We start from the raw sequence: 14,862 nt of genomic DNA on the forward strand, positions 1-14,862 counted from the left end.
ATCAAACCACTGGCGGCTGCCCTTGCCGCTTTGGGGGGTGTGTTTCGGCGTGCTGGCTGCGCCCGACGAACTGCGCGAAAAGGCCAAGGTGATCATCCAGCCGATCCAGCCGGCGAAAATCGATCATCCGGCCAAGGTCGATCTCGGCCGTCAGCTCTTCTTCGAGCCGCGCCTGTCGATGTCCGGCATCATTTCTTGCAACACTTGTCATAACCTTTCATTGGGTGGCGTTGACAATTTGCCGACGTCCATCGGGCACAAATGGCAGCCGGGGCCGGTGAATGCGCCGACCGTGTTCAACGCCTCGCTCAACTTTGTCCAGTTCTGGGATGGGCGTGCCGCCAATTTGCAGGAACAGGCCGCCGGTCCGATCCAGAATCCGATCGAAATGGGGATGCCGCACACGCTCGCCGTGGCCGTGCTGCAGTCCATCCCCGGCTACGTCGACGAGTTCAAGAAAATCTACGGTACGGACCAGATCGCCATCGAGCAGGTCACCGATGCGATCGCCGAGTTCGAGAAAACCTTGGTTACGCCGAATTCGCGTTTCGACAAGTGGCTCAAGGGCGACGACAAGGCGATCACCGCCGAGGAACGCGAAGGCTTCAGGATTTTCTACGACAGCGGCTGTATCGCTTGCCACAACGGCCCCAACCTCGGCGGCAATTCCTTCCAGAAGATAGGCGTGGTCGAACCCTACAAGTCCACTTCGCCTGCCGAAGGTCGCGCGGCGGTGACCAAGAAAGACGAGGATCGCTGGTACTTCAAGGTGCCGACGCTGCGTAACGTGGAACTCACCTACCCCTACTTCCACGACGGTCAGGCGAAGACGCTGGAGGAGGCCGTCACCCTGATGGGACGCTTGCAGCTTGGCCGCACCTTCACCGACGACGAAGTGAAGAAAGTCGTCGCCTTCCTGCACACGCTCACCGGCGAGCGGCCGCAGATGCCTTTGCCGCTGCTGCCGCCCTCCGGTCCGAACACGCCGCGCCCCGATCCGTTCAAGTGAGGAGCGCATCAGCGTAGCGTCGTGAGGTAGTCGATGATGGCCTGTCGGTCCTGCGGGTCCGGCAGGCCGTCTTCATCCGTCCGTTCAGAGCATGGATTTGGGTGGCGGCGGAGAGGCAGGATGGCCCTACACCGGATCGACGTGCGTGGTCAGGTGCAGCACGGGGTGGCGTGCCTTGACGGTGGCGACGACGCGCTTGGCGATTTCGTGCCCCTCGGCCACCGTGAGGTGCCCGTCGATTTCGAGGTGGACGTCGGCCACGATCATGTCGCCGGTCTTGCGGGTGCGCAGGTCGTGGATGCCGCGCACGCCGGGGATGGCGAGGATCTCGGCGGCGATTGCTGCGGCCTGTTCCTCGTTCACCGCACGGTCGGTGAGGTCGTGGAAGGCGTCGCGGGTAAAGCCCCAGCCCATTTTGACGATCATCAGGCCCACGATCAGGGCGGCGATGGGGTCGAGCAGGGTCACGCCCAGAAGGTTGCCACCGATGCCGATGGCAACGACGAGCGAGGAGGCGGCGTCCGAGCGGGCGTGCCAGGCGTTGGCCACCAGCAGGCTGGAGCGCACGCGCTCGGCGACGGCGAGCATGTAGCGGAAGAGGAGTTCCTTGGCGGCGAGCGCGCCGAGCGCCACCGCCAGCGCAAGCCCGTGCACGGTCGGGATGGTTGCGGGATTCTCCAGCTTGTGCACGGCGGTATTGATCATGCCGAGGCTGACGGCAAGGAGCAGTGCGCCCAGGATGAACGAGGCGGCATTTTCGAAACGCTGGTGGCCGTAGGGATGGTTTGCGTCGGGGGCCTTGCGGCTGTGGCGCAAGGCGAGCAGGACGACGAAATCGGCTACGAGGTCGGAGAGAGAGTGAATGCCGTCGGCCACCAGACCTTGCGAACCGGACCACAGGCCAGCGATTACCTGGGTGAGGGTGAGGCCGAGGTTGACGGCAACGCTCACCCAGGTGGTGCGCTTTGCTGCACGCTCCCGTTCGGGAGCATCGGACTCTTCGTCGAGCTCGTCGAAGTCGTGGAGTTCGTTCATGAGGTTTCGGTCATGGCAGGGAGGGGGTGGAGGGGGGAATCTTCCGAGCGCGGAAAGACCACCCGCATCGTCGTGCCGCGGCCATCCGGCCCTGCTTCGGCGCCGACGCGGCCACCATGGAAGGCTACGATGCGCTGTACGATGGCGAGTCCCAGTCCGGCGCCGCCGCTGGGGCTGCCGGGGACGCGGTAGAAGGGCTCGAACACGCGGGCCCGTTCTTCGGGGGGGATGCCCGGCCCCTGATCGCTTACGGTGAGCGTCACGGTCGCGGCGTCGACGGTGAGGCGGACGTCGACGCGTCCGCCAGCCGGGGAATGGCGGATGGCGTTGTCGATCAAGTTGCGCACGAGGATGCCCAGGGCGAGGGCGATGCCGTGCACGCGGGCGGGTTCCGGTGCATCCAACCCGAGTTCCACGCCGCGCTCGAGCGCGAGCGGCGCTAGTTCGGCCACCGCTTCGCGGGCGATCTCGCGCAGATCGAGTTCGCCGCGCAGGGTACGGGTCACGTCGGGTTCGAGCCGGGTGAGGGTGAGGAGTTGCGAGACGAGGCGGCTCGCCCGGTCGACCCCGGCGATCAGATGATGCAGTGATTCTTCCCGCTGGGAACCCTCGGGGGCGCGCAGGGCGAGCTGGGCCTGGGTTTTGAGGACGGCGAGCGGGGTGCGTAGTTCGTGCGCCGCGTGCGAGGTGAAGCGCCGTTCGCGCGCCATCGCGTCGGCGAGCGCCTCGAGCAGGTGGTTGAGTTCGCCGACGATGCCCCGGATCTCCAGCGGCACTTCTTCAAGGGCGATGGGTGTGAGCTGGGCCGGTGAGCGGTGGGCGATCTCGCACTCGGTGCGGGCGAGCGGCTGTAGGCCGCGGCGCACGCCGGCAAGCACGAGGACGACGAGCAGCGGCAGCGCCACCAGCAGCGGCCCGACGAGCTGGCCGATGACGTGGTAGACCAGTTCGGCGCGACCGGAGAAGGGTTCGCCGACGTAGACTTCGAGGGGGCCGTCGGGGTGGGTCTTGTGCAGGACGCGCCACATCTGTTGCTGGTATGGCCGATCGGCGAAGCCGTTGTCGGGAATGAAGCGTTCCGCGGCGGGGGCGTCTGCCGTGCGCACGAGCAAATGGCCGCGGTACCAGATCTGGAAGGCCGCCTCGTCGTCGTAGGCGCGGATGAGGCGTTCGCTGAAGACGCCGTTGAGCACTTCTTCCGTCGTCTCGTGCTCGTCGTTGAGTTCGTGCCAGGAGAGGTCGAGCAGCACTTCGGCGATCTTCTCCAGCCGGTCGTCGTAGAAGGCGTGGATCTCGCGCCGTGCGTCCCAGAAGACGATGGCGGTGAGCACGCCCCAGGCGAGGGCGAACACGCCCAGCATCAGGACGATCAGGCGTCGCCGCAGCGAGATCATCCGGTCTCCTTGGGCAGCAGATAGCCGACGCCGCGCACCGTCACGATCCATTCCCGACCGAGCTTGCGGCGCAGGTGATGGATGTGGACCTCGATCGCGTTGCTCTCCACTTCGCTGCCCCAGCCATAAATCCCTTCTTCCAGCCGCTCGCGTGACAGCACCTTACCGGCATGCTCCAGCAAAAGGTGCAGGAGGGCGAATTCCTTGGCGGAGAGCTCGACCGGTGCGCCGTTGAGCGTCACCGTGCGCGCCGCTGGATCGAGCACGAGCGGACCGTGGCGCATGGCGCTGTCGGAACGGCCGTGGGCGCGCCGGTACAGCGCCCGCAGGCGGGCGGCGAGTTCTTCGAGGTCGAAAGGCTTGCCCAGATAGTCGTCGGCGCCGGCGTCGAGCCCGGCGACCCGGTCGGAGACCGCGTCCCAGGCGGTGAGGATCAGCACCGGGGTCTTCACACCCGCCGCACGGGCGCGCTTGAGCACCTCGAGACCCGAGAGGCCGGGCAGGCCGAGGTCTAGCACGGCGAGCTCGAACGGTTCGCTACACAAGGCCGTCAGCGCCGCTTTTCCTTCGCGCACCCAATCGACGGCATAGCCTTCCTGTTCCAAGCCGGTGCGCACGGCCGCACCCAGCATTTCGTCGTCTTCGATCAAAAGGAGTCGCATCGGTCTATCGAGCGCCTTCCTTCTGGGCGAGTTCCGCGGGCGCCGCCAGCAAGACGGCGGACATCGTCCGTTTGCGGATCATCCTCGCTGCCTCGTTTTCACGGAACGCGCCGCGCAAAGCGGCGCACCACTTCGGTCTGCTTGCGCAGCAATCGATCGAGCAAGCCGGGCCAGAGGGCGTTGAGGCGCACGACCCAAGGCTCCATTCCGCCGAGCACCACCTCGCGGGCGTCGCGCCGGATCGCCTCGAAAATCGCCTCGGCCACGACCTCGGGCGGATCGACCGCCATCTTCGTCGCCTGGGCCATTTCGTAGACCTGAGGCGGATTGAGCGCGGTGCGCACGGCACGCGGGGCGACGAGCGTCACGCCCACGCCGCTGCCGGCGAGTTCGCGCCGCAGCCCTTCGGTGAAGCCGCGCAGGGCGAACTTGCTCGCTGCGTAGGCGGTGTAGCCGGGCAGCGCGAGCGCCCCGAGCACCGAGCCGCAAAAGACGAGTTGCCCGCTGCCGCGCGCCGTCATCTCCGGCAGCAGCGCTTTGGCAAGCCACATGGCCGAGGCGCAGTTGGTGCGCAACAACCGTTCGATCGTCTCGTCGTCTTCCTCGGTGAACCAGCGGAAGCTTCCTTCGCCGGCCAGATGCACCAGGAGGTCGATGCCGCCCAGCGCGCCGCGTGCTTCGTCCACGGCAGCGCGGCACCCCGGCGCGCTGCCGAGATCGGCGACGACGAGTGCCGCCGAAGGGATGTCCCCGGCCAGCGCTTCCAGGGCTTCACGGCGCCGCCCTACCAGCGCGAGCCGTGCGCCAGCCGCTGCGAGCCGCTGGGCGAGCGGGGTGCCGATGCCGCCGCTTGCTCCCGTCAGCAGGACGCGTTTTCCTCGTATGTCCATGAGCCTCTCCTCATTGCGGCAGGGCGCGGAACATGTCGCCGTAGAGCCGGTACATCTGGCGGGCACAGCGGATCACCGCGCGCTGGTCGTCTTCGTCCTCGAGCCGGTCCATCAGGCGTTCGAAGTAGGCGATGTGGCTCTGGTCGAGATCCCCGTGACTGGTAAGGTAGGAGAACGCCGCATCCGGCAGGCCGAGCGCCGCCTGGATCGCCTTGGCCGCGCGCGTGGCGAGGTTGACGCTTGTGCCTTCGAGCACCAGCACCATGCCGAAGAAACCCACGGGGTTGCGCCGCAGCACCGTGTCCCAGGCGTAGGCGATCATGCGGTCGGTCTCGGGGGCCGGTTCGCCGTGGCGTACCGCCTCGGCATCGACGCCGCAGGCGCGCAAGTCGTCGAGCACCCATTCGTGATGGCCGTATTCCTCGCGGATGTATTCGGCCACGGCGCCGCGCAGCCATTCGAGCCGCTCGGGCAGCCGAGCCCCCACCGCCATCAGCAGAGGCACCGTCTGGCTGACGTGATGATAGGCCTGGGTGAGAAAGGCGCAATAGGTCTGCAGGCTCACTTTTCCTTCCACCGCGGCGGCGAAGAGGGGGATCGCCAGGAATTGCGCGCGTTCGCGCTCCGTTTCCTGCATCAAGGTGTGGTAGAACCCCATCGTGTTTCTCCGTTCAGTTTTCCAGTTTCGACCACAGTCGTTCGAGGGCCTGGGCGTAGGCCGCGAAGATGTGCGCCCGGCGCAGCCGCCCGTTGGGCGTGAGCAGGCCGTTTTCGGGGGTGAAGGGCGCATCGGCCCGCACCCAGGCGGCGATGCGGGCGTAGTCGGGCAGGCGCGCGTTGGCTGCCGCCACCGCCCGTGCGAGCGCCGGTTCGGGCAGCGTCGTGTGGAGCACGGCCAGGTTGTGCGCCCGCCCTTCGCCGAACACCGCTGCCTGCACGATGCCTTCTTCCTGGGTCAATTCCCCTTCGACCCATTCCGGCGAGACGTTGCGCCCGAAAGCGGTGACGTAAATGTCTTTCTTGCGTCCGGTGAGGAAGAGGAATCCGTCCTCGTCGAAGGCGCCGACGTCCCCCGTCGGCCAGAATCCGTCGAGAGACGGGGGCGCTTCCTGTCGCAGATAGCCCGCGCACACCGCGCCGCGCACCAGCACTTCACCGTCGGCTGCGAGCCGGACTTCGGTGTGAGGCAGCGGCCGACCGACGCTGCCGGGGCGTTCTGCCCCGGGGCGATTGACTGCCACCACCGAGGCGCATTCCGACAGGCCATAACCTTCATAGACGGGCAGTCCCGCGGCCCGCGCCCGCTGTAGGAGGTGCAGCGGGACCTTGCCGCCACCTACGGCGAGAAAGTGCAACCGCGCCGTGGGCGGTCCGCGCCGTTCGGTTTCTGTCACCAGCGCGCGCAAGAGCTGGGGGGTGAGCACCGCCGTGTCCGGTTCGGCGCGCTGCAGCGCCGACCACAGGAGAGCGGCATCGACCCCGGCCGCGCCGCGCAACCCGAGTTCCGCCACGGGCCAGAGCACCGTGCCCATGCCGGCGAGCAGCGGGGCGTACAGTCCGGCGATGTTCTCCAGCAGGACGGAGAGCGGTAGCACCGCGAGATGCCGTTCGCCTGCCTCCACCCCCGCCGCCCATACGAGCGAGCGGGCCACCGCTTCCATCGCCTCGCGGCGCAGCAGGACCCCTTTGGGCGCGCCGGTGGTGCCGGAGGTGTAGGTTACCTTGGCGATGCCCGCTGGCAGGGGCGGCGCGCTCGGTTCCAGCATCACTTGCCACAGTCGCACGCCGGCCACTTCGCCCAGGGGGCGAGCTTCCCCCTTGTTGGAGAATGCCTGCGGCTGGTCGGTGAGCACCGCCCCGACGCCCGAGTCGTCGAGCACGTGCGCCGTCTGCGCCGCGGAGAAGAAGGGGGGCAGCGGTACGAGCGGGACGGCGGCCGTCCAGGCGGCCAGATCGCACACCGCCCAGGCGGGGCCGTTGTCGAGGGCGAGCGCCACGCCGCGCTCGCGCCAGGGTTCGAGCAGCGCGGCGAGCACCTCCACCGCAACGGCGGCGGTGGTAAAGTCGAGCGTGCGCTCGCGCCCGATCCACGCCGGTGCCTGGGGGCGCGTTGCTGCCCAGCCGCGCAGCGCTTCGCTCAGTGTCGGGTACATGCCCTTTCCCCCTTCCAACGCATCCCGGCACCGCAGCCCAAGGCAAGCCCGCGCAGCCACAGGGCGAGCAGGCCGTCGCCGCTCGCGGCGAGCATTTCCCGCACTGCGCCGGCACCTTGGGCCACTTCGCCGGCGACCACCTGCGGGTCGCCCTCGTAATACGATCCCCAGCCCGCGCCGCCGTCGGGCAGGCGCCCGGGGTGCGCCGGCGCGAGCGGGTGCAGGACGATGCCGAGCCGCGCGAAGGTGTTGCGCAGCTCGCGGCGCGCGGTAAACACCACCCACTGCACGCGGCAGGCGGCGAGAAAAGCCGTGAGCGTCACCACCAGCGCCCGCGCGCCGCCCGGTACGTCGGCCGCGAGGCTGCCGACTTCGACGATGCCGTCGCGCACGCCGCCGGGAAGGAAGGTGTGCACCGGCGCGTCGAGATAGTGCTCGAGGAAGAAGGGCGCCTCGCCCCGGCGCAGCGCGAGCGCCGCCCGCACCTGGCCGGAAGCATCGCGCAGCGCGAGGAAGGGGCCGCGCGGCGGGGCGATGTGCGCGCCGTAGCGGGTCAGGTAGAGAGTTTGTACGAAGCGGGCGATGTCCTCGCCCATCGCGTCGTTTTCGGCCACCCAGGTCGCTTCCGTGAGCCTGGCGGAGGTTTCCTTTTTCGGTCGGGCGGAACAGACCGTCGTCGCCATTGCGTCCTCCTCGTCTCGTAGGGGTGGGAGATACGATACGGCGGTGAACTTAAGGAAAGCTTAAACGCCGCATCTGCGACAACAGGGGCTTTTCGCCCTCGAAGGCTTCTCGTCTCTTCGGATGTCTGGCTCATCGCGTCGGTGCTTCGTGCAGTACGGGCAAAACGAGGGTGAAGCGTGCCCCGCCCAGGCGGCTCTCACCGGGCTCGATACGGGCACCGAGGAGTTCCGCCGCTTCGCGCACCAACGTCAGGCCCAGGCCCGTGCCCGGCGCGGTGGAGTCGCGCGCAAAGGGTGCGAACAGCGTCTCCCGCCGTTCGGGAGGGATGCCGGGGCCGTCATCCTCGATTTCGAGCCGCACGAGGTTCCCTTCGCGGCGCAGCGACACCCGTACGGTGCTGCCCGGCGGCGTGTGGCGCAGTGCATTGTCGACGAGGTTGCGCACGATGAGCGCGAGCGGTTCCGGCGGGAGCAGAAGGGGCAGCGTCTCGGGCAGATCCACTTCCAAGGCGTGGCCGCGCGCCTGGGCCTGCGGCCAGAGCAGGGCCACTTCCTGGCGAACGACCTCGGCGGCGTCGATGGTGCGGCGCGGCCGGCGCGCGTCGTGCCCTATGCGCGCGAGGGTGAGCAGTTGCTCGATGAGCTGGGCGGCGCGGGTCGTCCCTTCGCGGGCGGCGCGCAGCGCTTCCCGGCGGCGCGTCTCGTTGCCTTCGACGAGGGCGGCATCCAGATGCGCCGCGATGGCAGCGATCGGTGTGCGCAGTTCGTGGGCGACGTCGGCGGTGAAACGCCGCTCGCGCTCGAAGGCCTGCGACAGGCGGGCGAGCAGGTCATTGACCGCCCCTACCACGGGTTCGAGTTCCTGCGGCGCATCGGGCAAGGCCACCGGTTCGAGCGCGTCGGGGCGGCGCTGCCGCAGCGCGTGCGACAGCACTGCGAGCGGACGCAGCCCCCGGCCGATCGCCCACCAGGAAAAAAGCGCGAGCGCGAGCGCACCCAGGGTGAGCGTCTCGACCGAGTGTTCCACCAGATCCTCGGTGAGCTCGTCGTGCGCCTCCAGCGGATGCGCGGCGAACACACGCGCCCCGTCGGAGCGGGTGGCGGCATAGATGCGCCAGCCCGGTTTGCCGGGGATGCGGTGAAAACCGTCTGCGAGGCGGGACAGGTCGGCATTCGACGGCAGGGCACCGAAGCGCACGATCTCCCCGCCCTCGGGGTCGAGCACCAGCACTCCGGCGTGCTTTCCGGCTTTCCGCTGCCTTTTGCCCGGAGGGCCCGAGGAGGGCGGGGCGTCACCCCTGCCCAAAGGGGCTGCAGAGAGGGCTTCGACGCTTGCCACGAGCCGCGCATCCAGCAGTTCCTCCGCCTCCTTGCCGCTCTCCGCCACGACGTAGGCGAGCGAGACGAGCCAGAAAAGGGCCACCCCGGCGAGCAGCCAGAGCGTGAGGCGCAGGCGCAGCGAGCGGCCGAGCCGGCGCCACGGGATCACGGTGCGGCCCCTTGCGCCGCCGGGCCTAGGCGGTAGCCCAGGCCGCGGATCGTGTCGATGATGGCCGGGTCGATCTTGCGGCGAAGATGATGGATGAGCACCTGCAGCACGTTGCTGTCGGGGGCTTCCTCCGCCTCGTAGAGCGCCTGTTCGAGCTGGATCTTGGTGAAGACGCGTCCCGGGTTGCGCGCGAGACGCTCGAGCAGGCGGTATTCCATCGCCGAGAGCTCCACCGGCGCACCGTCGAACCACACGGCGTGTCCGGCCGTGTCCAGGCGCAGACGCCCCAGGTCGATGAACGAACGCGCCCGCCCCTCGCCGCGGCGCACCAGCGCCCGCAGGCGGGCGGCGATCTCCTCGAGCGGGGCCGGCTTCACCACGTAGTCGTCCGCTCCCTCGTCGAGGCCGGCGATGCGCTCGGAGAGCGCGTCGCGCGCCGTCAGGATCAGCACCGGGAGGACGAGCCCCTCGGCGCGCCAACGCCTGAGCGCGTGCATCCCGTCTTCCTGCGGCAAGCCCAGATCGAGCACCACGGCGTCGAACGGCTCGGACTGCAGCAGGCGGAAGGCCGAAGCCGCCTCCCGTGCCCATGCCACGTTCATCCCCAGGGCCTCCAGCCCCCGTTCGAGGCCCGCGCCTAGGAGCGCATCGTCCTCGACGAGCAATACCCGCATCTTTGCTCCTTCATTGGCGCAGCAACCAGTAGACCACGATCGCCACCCAGACGAACAGCACGACGGCCATGGGGGTGTAGGGCTGCTCGATCGCTTCCTGCGGCGCGGCGCGCTTCACTCCGAGCACCATCGCGCGTACCAGATTCTCGCGATGGGCGAGGCTGCCGACGAACACCCCTGCCAAGTGCACCAGCACCACGGCGAGCATGAAGTTCGCCAGCGCTTCGTGCGCCTTTTCGGCGAACTTGCCGCCGATCTCCTCGTAGGCGAACCATCCGAAGAGCGGAGTGAGGATCCCGAGCGCGAGTAGGGCGAGGATCGCGATGCCACCGGCCGGATTGTGCCCGGTGTAATGGCGCGGCTGCAAGCGTGCCAGCCCGACGAGGTAGTCCCAGGCTTCGCGCCAAGGACGCACGAAAGAAGAAAACCGCGCCGGCCACGGGCCGACGAAGCCCCAGACCACGCGAAAGAGCACCACTGCGGCCACCGTGCCGCCGGCGGCGACGTGCACCAGACGCAGGCGCTCGGACTCCCCCGTGAGCCAGGCGACGAGGAAGCCGAGGGCCATCAGCCAGTGTCCGAGCCGCACGACGGCGTCCCAGATCAACACCTTGTTTTCGTTCGGCTCCATGACGGGGCTCCTTCAGTCCTTGTACGGGCCATAGCCGGGGATGTCGATCTCGCGCTCGCGGTACGAGCCTTCTTCGGCGCGCTTGTGGCAGGCACCGCAGTTGGCCGGGGACTTCACCCGTGGATCGCGCCAGGCCGCGGCGGGAACCTCGTCGTGCTCTTTCTGGAACCAGCGGGTCTGCGTGATGCGCGGCGGATCGCCCGCCCCTTGCGTGCGGCGGGCATCGCCCGCGTGCTGCACGAGAAAGTCGGTGAGCTCCTGCGCCGTCTGTGGCGACAGCGAGGCGTCGTCGCCGTAGTGATGGGCGAGATCACCCATCACCTTGCGCCAATCCTCGGCCGAGAGCAAGGACGGCGGGAAGGGAACGTGGCAGCTGCCGCACTCCTGGCGGTAGAGCGGCGAGAGCGGCGCCCCTTTGCTCTTGTCTTTATAGCGGGTCTCGTGTTTCTCCTGTTCGGCGCGTTCGTGCCGCTCCTCGGCCGAGACCACGATCGGCGCAGCGATGAAGGCGGCGCACAGGGCGGCGGTGAAAAGATGTCCGTAGCGGCGATAAAGTCGTCCGATCGCATTCATGTCAGGTCTCCTTCAGTCATTGGCGCACGAGCCAGGCGAGAAAGTCGGCTTTCTCCGCCGCCGTGCATTCGCGTCCCACCACTTCCTTGCAGTTGCGGCGGAACCACTTCTCGATCTTGGCTTCGTCGGTGAAGCGCTCGGGATTGACGCTCACGGCCATGGGTGCAATCTTCTTGCCGGTGACCACGTGTTTGCCGCTCTGCCGGGGATCGGCGCCATGGCAGGCATGGCAGCCGGGCATGTCGGCCGACACGCCGTGATTCTTGCGATAGAACGCCTCGCCGCGCGCAGGGTCGGGGGTGAAGCCGGGCTGCTCCTGGGCGGCGCGCTGCGCGTAGCGCTCGGCCATCGCCGCTGGCGTTTCGGCGGTGACAGCGAGGGAAAAGCCGGAGAGCAGGGCGGGAAAGAGCCAGCCAAGCAGCTTGCGGAAGATGGGGGATTTCATGATGACCTCGTCGTCGTGATGCAGACGGTGTCATTGAATCATGCCGTCCTTAACCGGGGGTTAAAACGCGCGATTACATGATCGGTTACAGAAATAGATTGAGAATGATTTTTCTTAAAAATCGAACGATTTAAGGAATTGTTAATTTTTTCCTGCATACTTTATGATTGACAATATTGGTGTCGAGCGAGACGAACATGCGACTCAACCTCCCTGTCACACAGAACGAATACCCTGTGCGCGACGACGTGGTGATCGTCTCGCACACTGATCGCAAGGGCCGCATCACGTTCGTCAACGACGACTTCTGCGAATACGCCGGCATGACGCGCGAAGAGCTTCTCGGGCAGCCGCACAACGTCATCCGCCACCCCGACATGCCGCCGGAAGCATTCCGCGACTTGTGGGCGACGATCAAGGCGGGGGATGTCTGGCAAGGGATCGTCAAGAACCGGCGCAAAAACGGCGATCACTACTGGGTCAAGGCCACGGTGGCGCCGCTGCCCGACGGCTCGGGCTACATGAGCATCCGGCTCAAGCCCCCGGCGGAAGAAAAAGCCGCCGCCGAGTCGCTCTATGCCCGCATGCGCGCGGGGGAATCTCTCCGGCTCGAGCGTGGTCGGCTGCGGCCCGGGCCGTTGCGGCGCATGCTCAACCGCCTCGGTCTCGAGAGTCGCTACTGGATCACGCTCTTCGTCGGTGCCGGCTTCTATGGCGTGGCCGTCCTGCTCGCTCTGGAGGGACGGACCACGGCTCTGGCGTGGGTCTCCGCCGCCGGTTTGCTCTCTTTCATCGGATTGGGCACATGGATGCGACGCCGTTTGCGTGTAGGCATCGGTGAACTCAAGACCATGGCGCAGGCGGTGGCTGCCCTCGACTTGCGCCCGGACATCGATGACGATCACCACGACGAGATTCGCACCTTGCTCGATGTCCTGAAAGTGATCCGGGCGAGGTTTTATGAGACGGTGATCACACTGCGTCAATCGCAAAAGCGGCTGCGTACCGAAGTGGACGAGGAACTCCAGCGCGCCGGGCAGACGCGCTCGTCTGCCCAGGAACAGACGGCCGCGGCGCAGACGCTTGCCGCCTCCAGCGAGCAGCTCGCCCACGCGATGGCAGAGATCGCTGCCACGGCGGCCCAATCGGTCGAACGGATCGACGCGCTGATTGCGACCAATCGCCAGGCGACGGCGCGGGTGCGCGACAGTGCCGAACAGACGAGCAAATTGTCTGACGAGTTGACGGCGATCGCCCACGAAGTCGAGGCGTTCAAGGGGTCGATGGATTCGATGCGCAGCGTCATCGACGTGATCGGCGAGATCGCCGCACAGACGAACCTGCTCGCACTCAACGCTTCCATCGAAGCCGCGCGCGCCGGCGAATCCGGTCGGGGCTTCGCCGTGGTCGCCGACGAGGTGCGCAAACTCGCCGAGCGCACCGCCCAGGCCACGACCGAGATCGGCGCCATGATCGGCAAGGTTCAAAGCCAGGTGGATCACGCCGTCGCCCAGACACAGGCAGGGCGGGAAACGGTCGAGACGACGGTGCACAAGGCGCTCGCCTCGGCCGAGGAGATCGCCGGCATCGAACATGCACTCGAAGCGATCGGGACCGAAGCCGCGCAGATTCCCCGAAGCGTCGAAGCCCAAGCACAGGTCACGCAGCAAGCGGTTGCCGAAATCACCCACATCGCCCGGATGGCCGAACAGCTCGAACGATTGGCCCATCAAAGCGAGGATGCGGCGCGGTTGCTGGAGAGGACGGTACAAGAGATCGTCAGGATGTTGCAGCAATTCCGGACATAGATGCGCGCTTTACCGGCATCCGAGGGCTTGCATCACGGAACCTCTTCCCATCCGCCGCCCAGCGCCTGGTAGAGGCTGAGCGCGGCGTTGAGGCGGGTGAGGCGTGCCTGTACCTCGGCGTCGCGCGCGCCGAGCAGACTGCGCTGGGCGGTGAGCACGTCGAGATAGAGCGCCATCCCTTGCTGGTATTGCAAGGTGGCGATGCGCAGAGCCCTTTGCGCCTGCTCCACGGCGCGCTGCTGTGCGGCGAGCGCTTCGTCGCCGTTGCGCTGGGCGCTGAGGGCGTTTTCCACGTCGCCGAACGCGGAGAGCAGCGTCTGCTGGTAAGTCTGGGCGAGTTCGCGCACGCGCGCTTCGCTGTAGGCGAGCTCACCGCGCAGCCGTCCGCCGTCGAAGAGGGTGACCGAGAGGGTGGCGGCGAGCGTGAAGAGGCGGCTTCCGGGGTCGAGGATCTGGTGCAGGGCGCTGCTTGCACCACCGCCCTGGGCGGTGAGATCGAGACGGGGGTAGAGGGCGGCGGTGGCGGCGCGTGCGTCGGCGGTGGCGGCCTGAAGCGCCGCTTCGGCGCTGCGCACGTCCGGTCGGCGCTCGAGCAGGCCCGAAGGCAGGCCGGCGGGCGGGCTGGGCAGGCGCAGTTGCGCGATGGAGGTGACCTGCGGGGCGAAGTCTTCCGGCGGACGGCCGAGCAGCAGCGCCAGGGCGTTCGCTGCTTGGGCTCGTTGGGTCTGCAGTGGCGGGATGGAAGCCTCGATCGTGGCGATTTCCAGCTCCTGCTGCGCGACTTGCAGGTCGGTGGCCATGCCGGCGCGGCGCTGCGCCTGCACGACGCCGAGCATGGCGCGGGCGGTGTCGAGCGACTCGTGCGCCGCCGCGAGCCGTGCTTCGAGCGCGGAGAGGGTGAACCAGGTGCTAGCGGTGAGGGCGGTGACGCCCAGCTCGACGGTTCGCCGGTCGAATTCGCTACCCTGCAGGCGTGCCGCGGCCGCTTCGGCTTGGGCGCGGTTGTAGCCGAAGAGGTCGAGCTCGTAGCTCGCGCTGAGCAGGGCCTGGTGGCGGTTGGCGATGGCGGATGATTTGCCGTTGCTGCCGCCGCTCTTCTGGCGCGAGGACTCGGCGCTCGCATCCAGGGAGGGATAAAGGCCGGCGGCGGCCACTTGCAGCAAGGCGCGTGCTTCGGCCACGCGTTCGATGGCGGCGCGCAGGTCGTGGTTCTGGGAAAGCGCCGTTTCTTCGAGCGCATCCAGCGTCGGGTCGCCGAAATCGCGCCACCACCGTGGCGCGGGCCAGCGGTCTTCGGCCGCGCCGGCCTGCCAGCCCGAAGGAAGCTCGACGGGGGGGCGTTCGTAGGCGGGGCCGACGGTGCAGGCGGCGAGGGCGGTGACCAGGGGCAGCAGGAGAGGGCGCAGGCGCATGCGG

At 67.9% G+C, this 14,862-nt stretch carries 15 protein-coding genes; 2 read left to right on the top strand and 13 right to left on the bottom strand.

Features of this window, described 5'->3' with window-relative positions; genetic code table 11:
• Positions 1-37: 37 nt before the first annotated feature.
• On the top strand, positions 38-1,009 hold the full coding sequence (locus EPD82_RS03675) for a cytochrome-c peroxidase (RefSeq protein WP_240803301.1): 972 nt from the start codon (positions 38-40) through the stop codon (positions 1,007-1,009).
• Between the two features lie 126 nt (positions 1,010-1,135).
• On the opposite strand, the gene EPD82_RS03680 is transcribed toward EPD82_RS03675, so the two are convergent.
• From EPD82_RS03680 to EPD82_RS03735, 12 genes are all read right to left on the bottom strand, one after another.
• Positions 1,136-2,044: a cation diffusion facilitator family transporter gene (locus EPD82_RS03680; RefSeq protein WP_141055449.1), complete on the bottom strand. Its 909-nt coding sequence runs from the start codon at positions 2,042-2,044 to the stop codon at positions 1,136-1,138.
• Entirely contained in the window at positions 2,041-3,438 is a 1,398-nt protein-coding gene (locus EPD82_RS03685) for an ATP-binding protein (protein WP_170210778.1), read from the bottom strand. The genes EPD82_RS03680 and EPD82_RS03685 overlap by 4 nt, the downstream gene beginning before the upstream one ends.
• Positions 3,435-4,100: a response regulator gene (locus EPD82_RS03690; RefSeq protein WP_141055455.1), complete on the bottom strand. Its 666-nt coding sequence runs from the start codon at positions 4,098-4,100 to the stop codon at positions 3,435-3,437. Before EPD82_RS03690 ends, EPD82_RS03685 begins: the two co-directional genes overlap by 4 nt.
• A 98-nt stretch (positions 4,101-4,198) precedes the next feature.
• The gene (locus EPD82_RS03695) at positions 4,199-4,990 is read right to left on the bottom strand and encodes an SDR family oxidoreductase (protein WP_141055458.1); all 792 of its coding nucleotides are present in this window, start codon (positions 4,988-4,990) and stop codon (positions 4,199-4,201) included.
• A gap of 10 nt (positions 4,991-5,000) precedes the next feature.
• Positions 5,001-5,648 carry an iron-containing redox enzyme family protein gene (locus EPD82_RS03700; protein WP_141055460.1) on the bottom strand — a complete coding sequence of 216 codons (648 nt, stop codon included), beginning with the start codon at positions 5,646-5,648 and terminating at the stop codon, positions 5,001-5,003.
• Positions 5,649-5,661: 13 nt separating this feature from the next.
• Positions 5,662-7,143, bottom strand: a complete 1,482-nt coding sequence (locus tag EPD82_RS03705; RefSeq protein ID WP_141055463.1) for an AMP-binding protein — start codon at positions 7,141-7,143, stop codon at positions 5,662-5,664.
• Entirely contained in the window at positions 7,128-7,826 is a 699-nt protein-coding gene (locus tag EPD82_RS03710; RefSeq protein ID WP_055423084.1) for a thermostable hemolysin, read from the bottom strand. The genes EPD82_RS03705 and EPD82_RS03710 overlap by 16 nt, the downstream gene beginning before the upstream one ends.
• A 130-nt stretch (positions 7,827-7,956) precedes the next feature.
• On the bottom strand, positions 7,957-9,315 hold the full coding sequence (locus EPD82_RS03715) for a sensor histidine kinase (protein WP_141055466.1): 1,359 nt from the start codon (positions 9,313-9,315) through the stop codon (positions 7,957-7,959).
• The gene (locus EPD82_RS03720) at positions 9,312-9,989 is read right to left on the bottom strand and encodes a response regulator (protein ID WP_055423086.1); all 678 of its coding nucleotides are present in this window, start codon (positions 9,987-9,989) and stop codon (positions 9,312-9,314) included. Before EPD82_RS03720 ends, EPD82_RS03715 begins: the two co-directional genes overlap by 4 nt.
• A gap of 10 nt (positions 9,990-9,999) precedes the next feature.
• Entirely contained in the window at positions 10,000-10,620 is a 621-nt protein-coding gene (locus EPD82_RS03725; protein ID WP_055423087.1) for a cytochrome b/b6 domain-containing protein, read from the bottom strand.
• Between the two features lie 12 nt (positions 10,621-10,632).
• On the bottom strand, positions 10,633-11,193 hold the full coding sequence (locus tag EPD82_RS03730; RefSeq protein ID WP_055423088.1) for a diheme cytochrome c: 561 nt from the start codon (positions 11,191-11,193) through the stop codon (positions 10,633-10,635).
• A 16-nt stretch (positions 11,194-11,209) separates the two neighbouring features.
• Positions 11,210-11,638: a DUF1924 domain-containing protein gene (locus tag EPD82_RS03735; RefSeq protein WP_141055469.1), complete on the bottom strand. Its 429-nt coding sequence runs from the start codon at positions 11,636-11,638 to the stop codon at positions 11,210-11,212.
• Between the two features lie 197 nt (positions 11,639-11,835).
• On the opposite strand from EPD82_RS03735, the gene EPD82_RS03740 reads away from it, so the two are divergent.
• The gene (locus EPD82_RS03740; protein WP_082438362.1) at positions 11,836-13,446 is read left to right on the top strand and encodes a methyl-accepting chemotaxis protein; all 1,611 of its coding nucleotides are present in this window, start codon (positions 11,836-11,838) and stop codon (positions 13,444-13,446) included.
• Between the two features lie 32 nt (positions 13,447-13,478).
• Here the strand turns inward: EPD82_RS03740 and EPD82_RS03745 are convergent, their stop codons facing one another.
• On the bottom strand, positions 13,479-14,858 hold the full coding sequence (locus tag EPD82_RS03745) for an efflux transporter outer membrane subunit (RefSeq protein ID WP_141055473.1): 1,380 nt from the start codon (positions 14,856-14,858) through the stop codon (positions 13,479-13,481).
• Between the last annotated feature and the right edge of the window lie 4 nt (positions 14,859-14,862).

This window comes from Tepidiphilus succinatimandens (genome assembly GCF_006503695.1).
Classification (GTDB): domain Bacteria; phylum Pseudomonadota; class Gammaproteobacteria; order Burkholderiales; family Rhodocyclaceae; genus Tepidiphilus; species Tepidiphilus succinatimandens.

Coding starts and splice junctions, on each gene's coding strand:
- EPD82_RS03680 (WP_141055449.1), bottom strand. CDS start 2,044: ATGAACGAACTCCACGACTTCGACGAGCTCGACGAAGAGTCCGATGCT.
- EPD82_RS03685 (WP_170210778.1), bottom strand. CDS start 3,438: ATGATCTCGCTGCGGCGACGCCTGATCGTCCTGATGCTGGGCGTGTTC.
- EPD82_RS03690 (WP_141055455.1), bottom strand. CDS start 4,100: ATGCGACTCCTTTTGATCGAAGACGACGAAATGCTGGGTGCGGCCGTG.
- EPD82_RS03695 (WP_141055458.1), bottom strand. CDS start 4,990: ATGGACATACGAGGAAAACGCGTCCTGCTGACGGGAGCAAGCGGCGGC.
- EPD82_RS03700 (WP_141055460.1), bottom strand. CDS start 5,648: ATGGGGTTCTACCACACCTTGATGCAGGAAACGGAGCGCGAACGCGCG.
- EPD82_RS03705 (WP_141055463.1), bottom strand. CDS start 7,143: ATGTACCCGACACTGAGCGAAGCGCTGCGCGGCTGGGCAGCAACGCGC.
- EPD82_RS03710 (WP_055423084.1), bottom strand. CDS start 7,826: ATGGCGACGACGGTCTGTTCCGCCCGACCGAAAAAGGAAACCTCCGCC.
- EPD82_RS03720 (WP_055423086.1), bottom strand. CDS start 9,989: ATGCGGGTATTGCTCGTCGAGGACGATGCGCTCCTAGGCGCGGGCCTC.
- EPD82_RS03725 (WP_055423087.1), bottom strand. CDS start 10,620: ATGGAGCCGAACGAAAACAAGGTGTTGATCTGGGACGCCGTCGTGCGG.
- EPD82_RS03730 (WP_055423088.1), bottom strand. CDS start 11,193: ATGAATGCGATCGGACGACTTTATCGCCGCTACGGACATCTTTTCACC.
- EPD82_RS03735 (WP_141055469.1), bottom strand. CDS start 11,638: ATGAAATCCCCCATCTTCCGCAAGCTGCTTGGCTGGCTCTTTCCCGCC.
- EPD82_RS03740 (WP_082438362.1), top strand. CDS start 11,836: ATGCGACTCAACCTCCCTGTCACACAGAACGAATACCCTGTGCGCGAC.
- EPD82_RS03745 (WP_141055473.1), bottom strand. CDS start 14,858: ATGCGCCTGCGCCCTCTCCTGCTGCCCCTGGTCACCGCCCTCGCCGCC.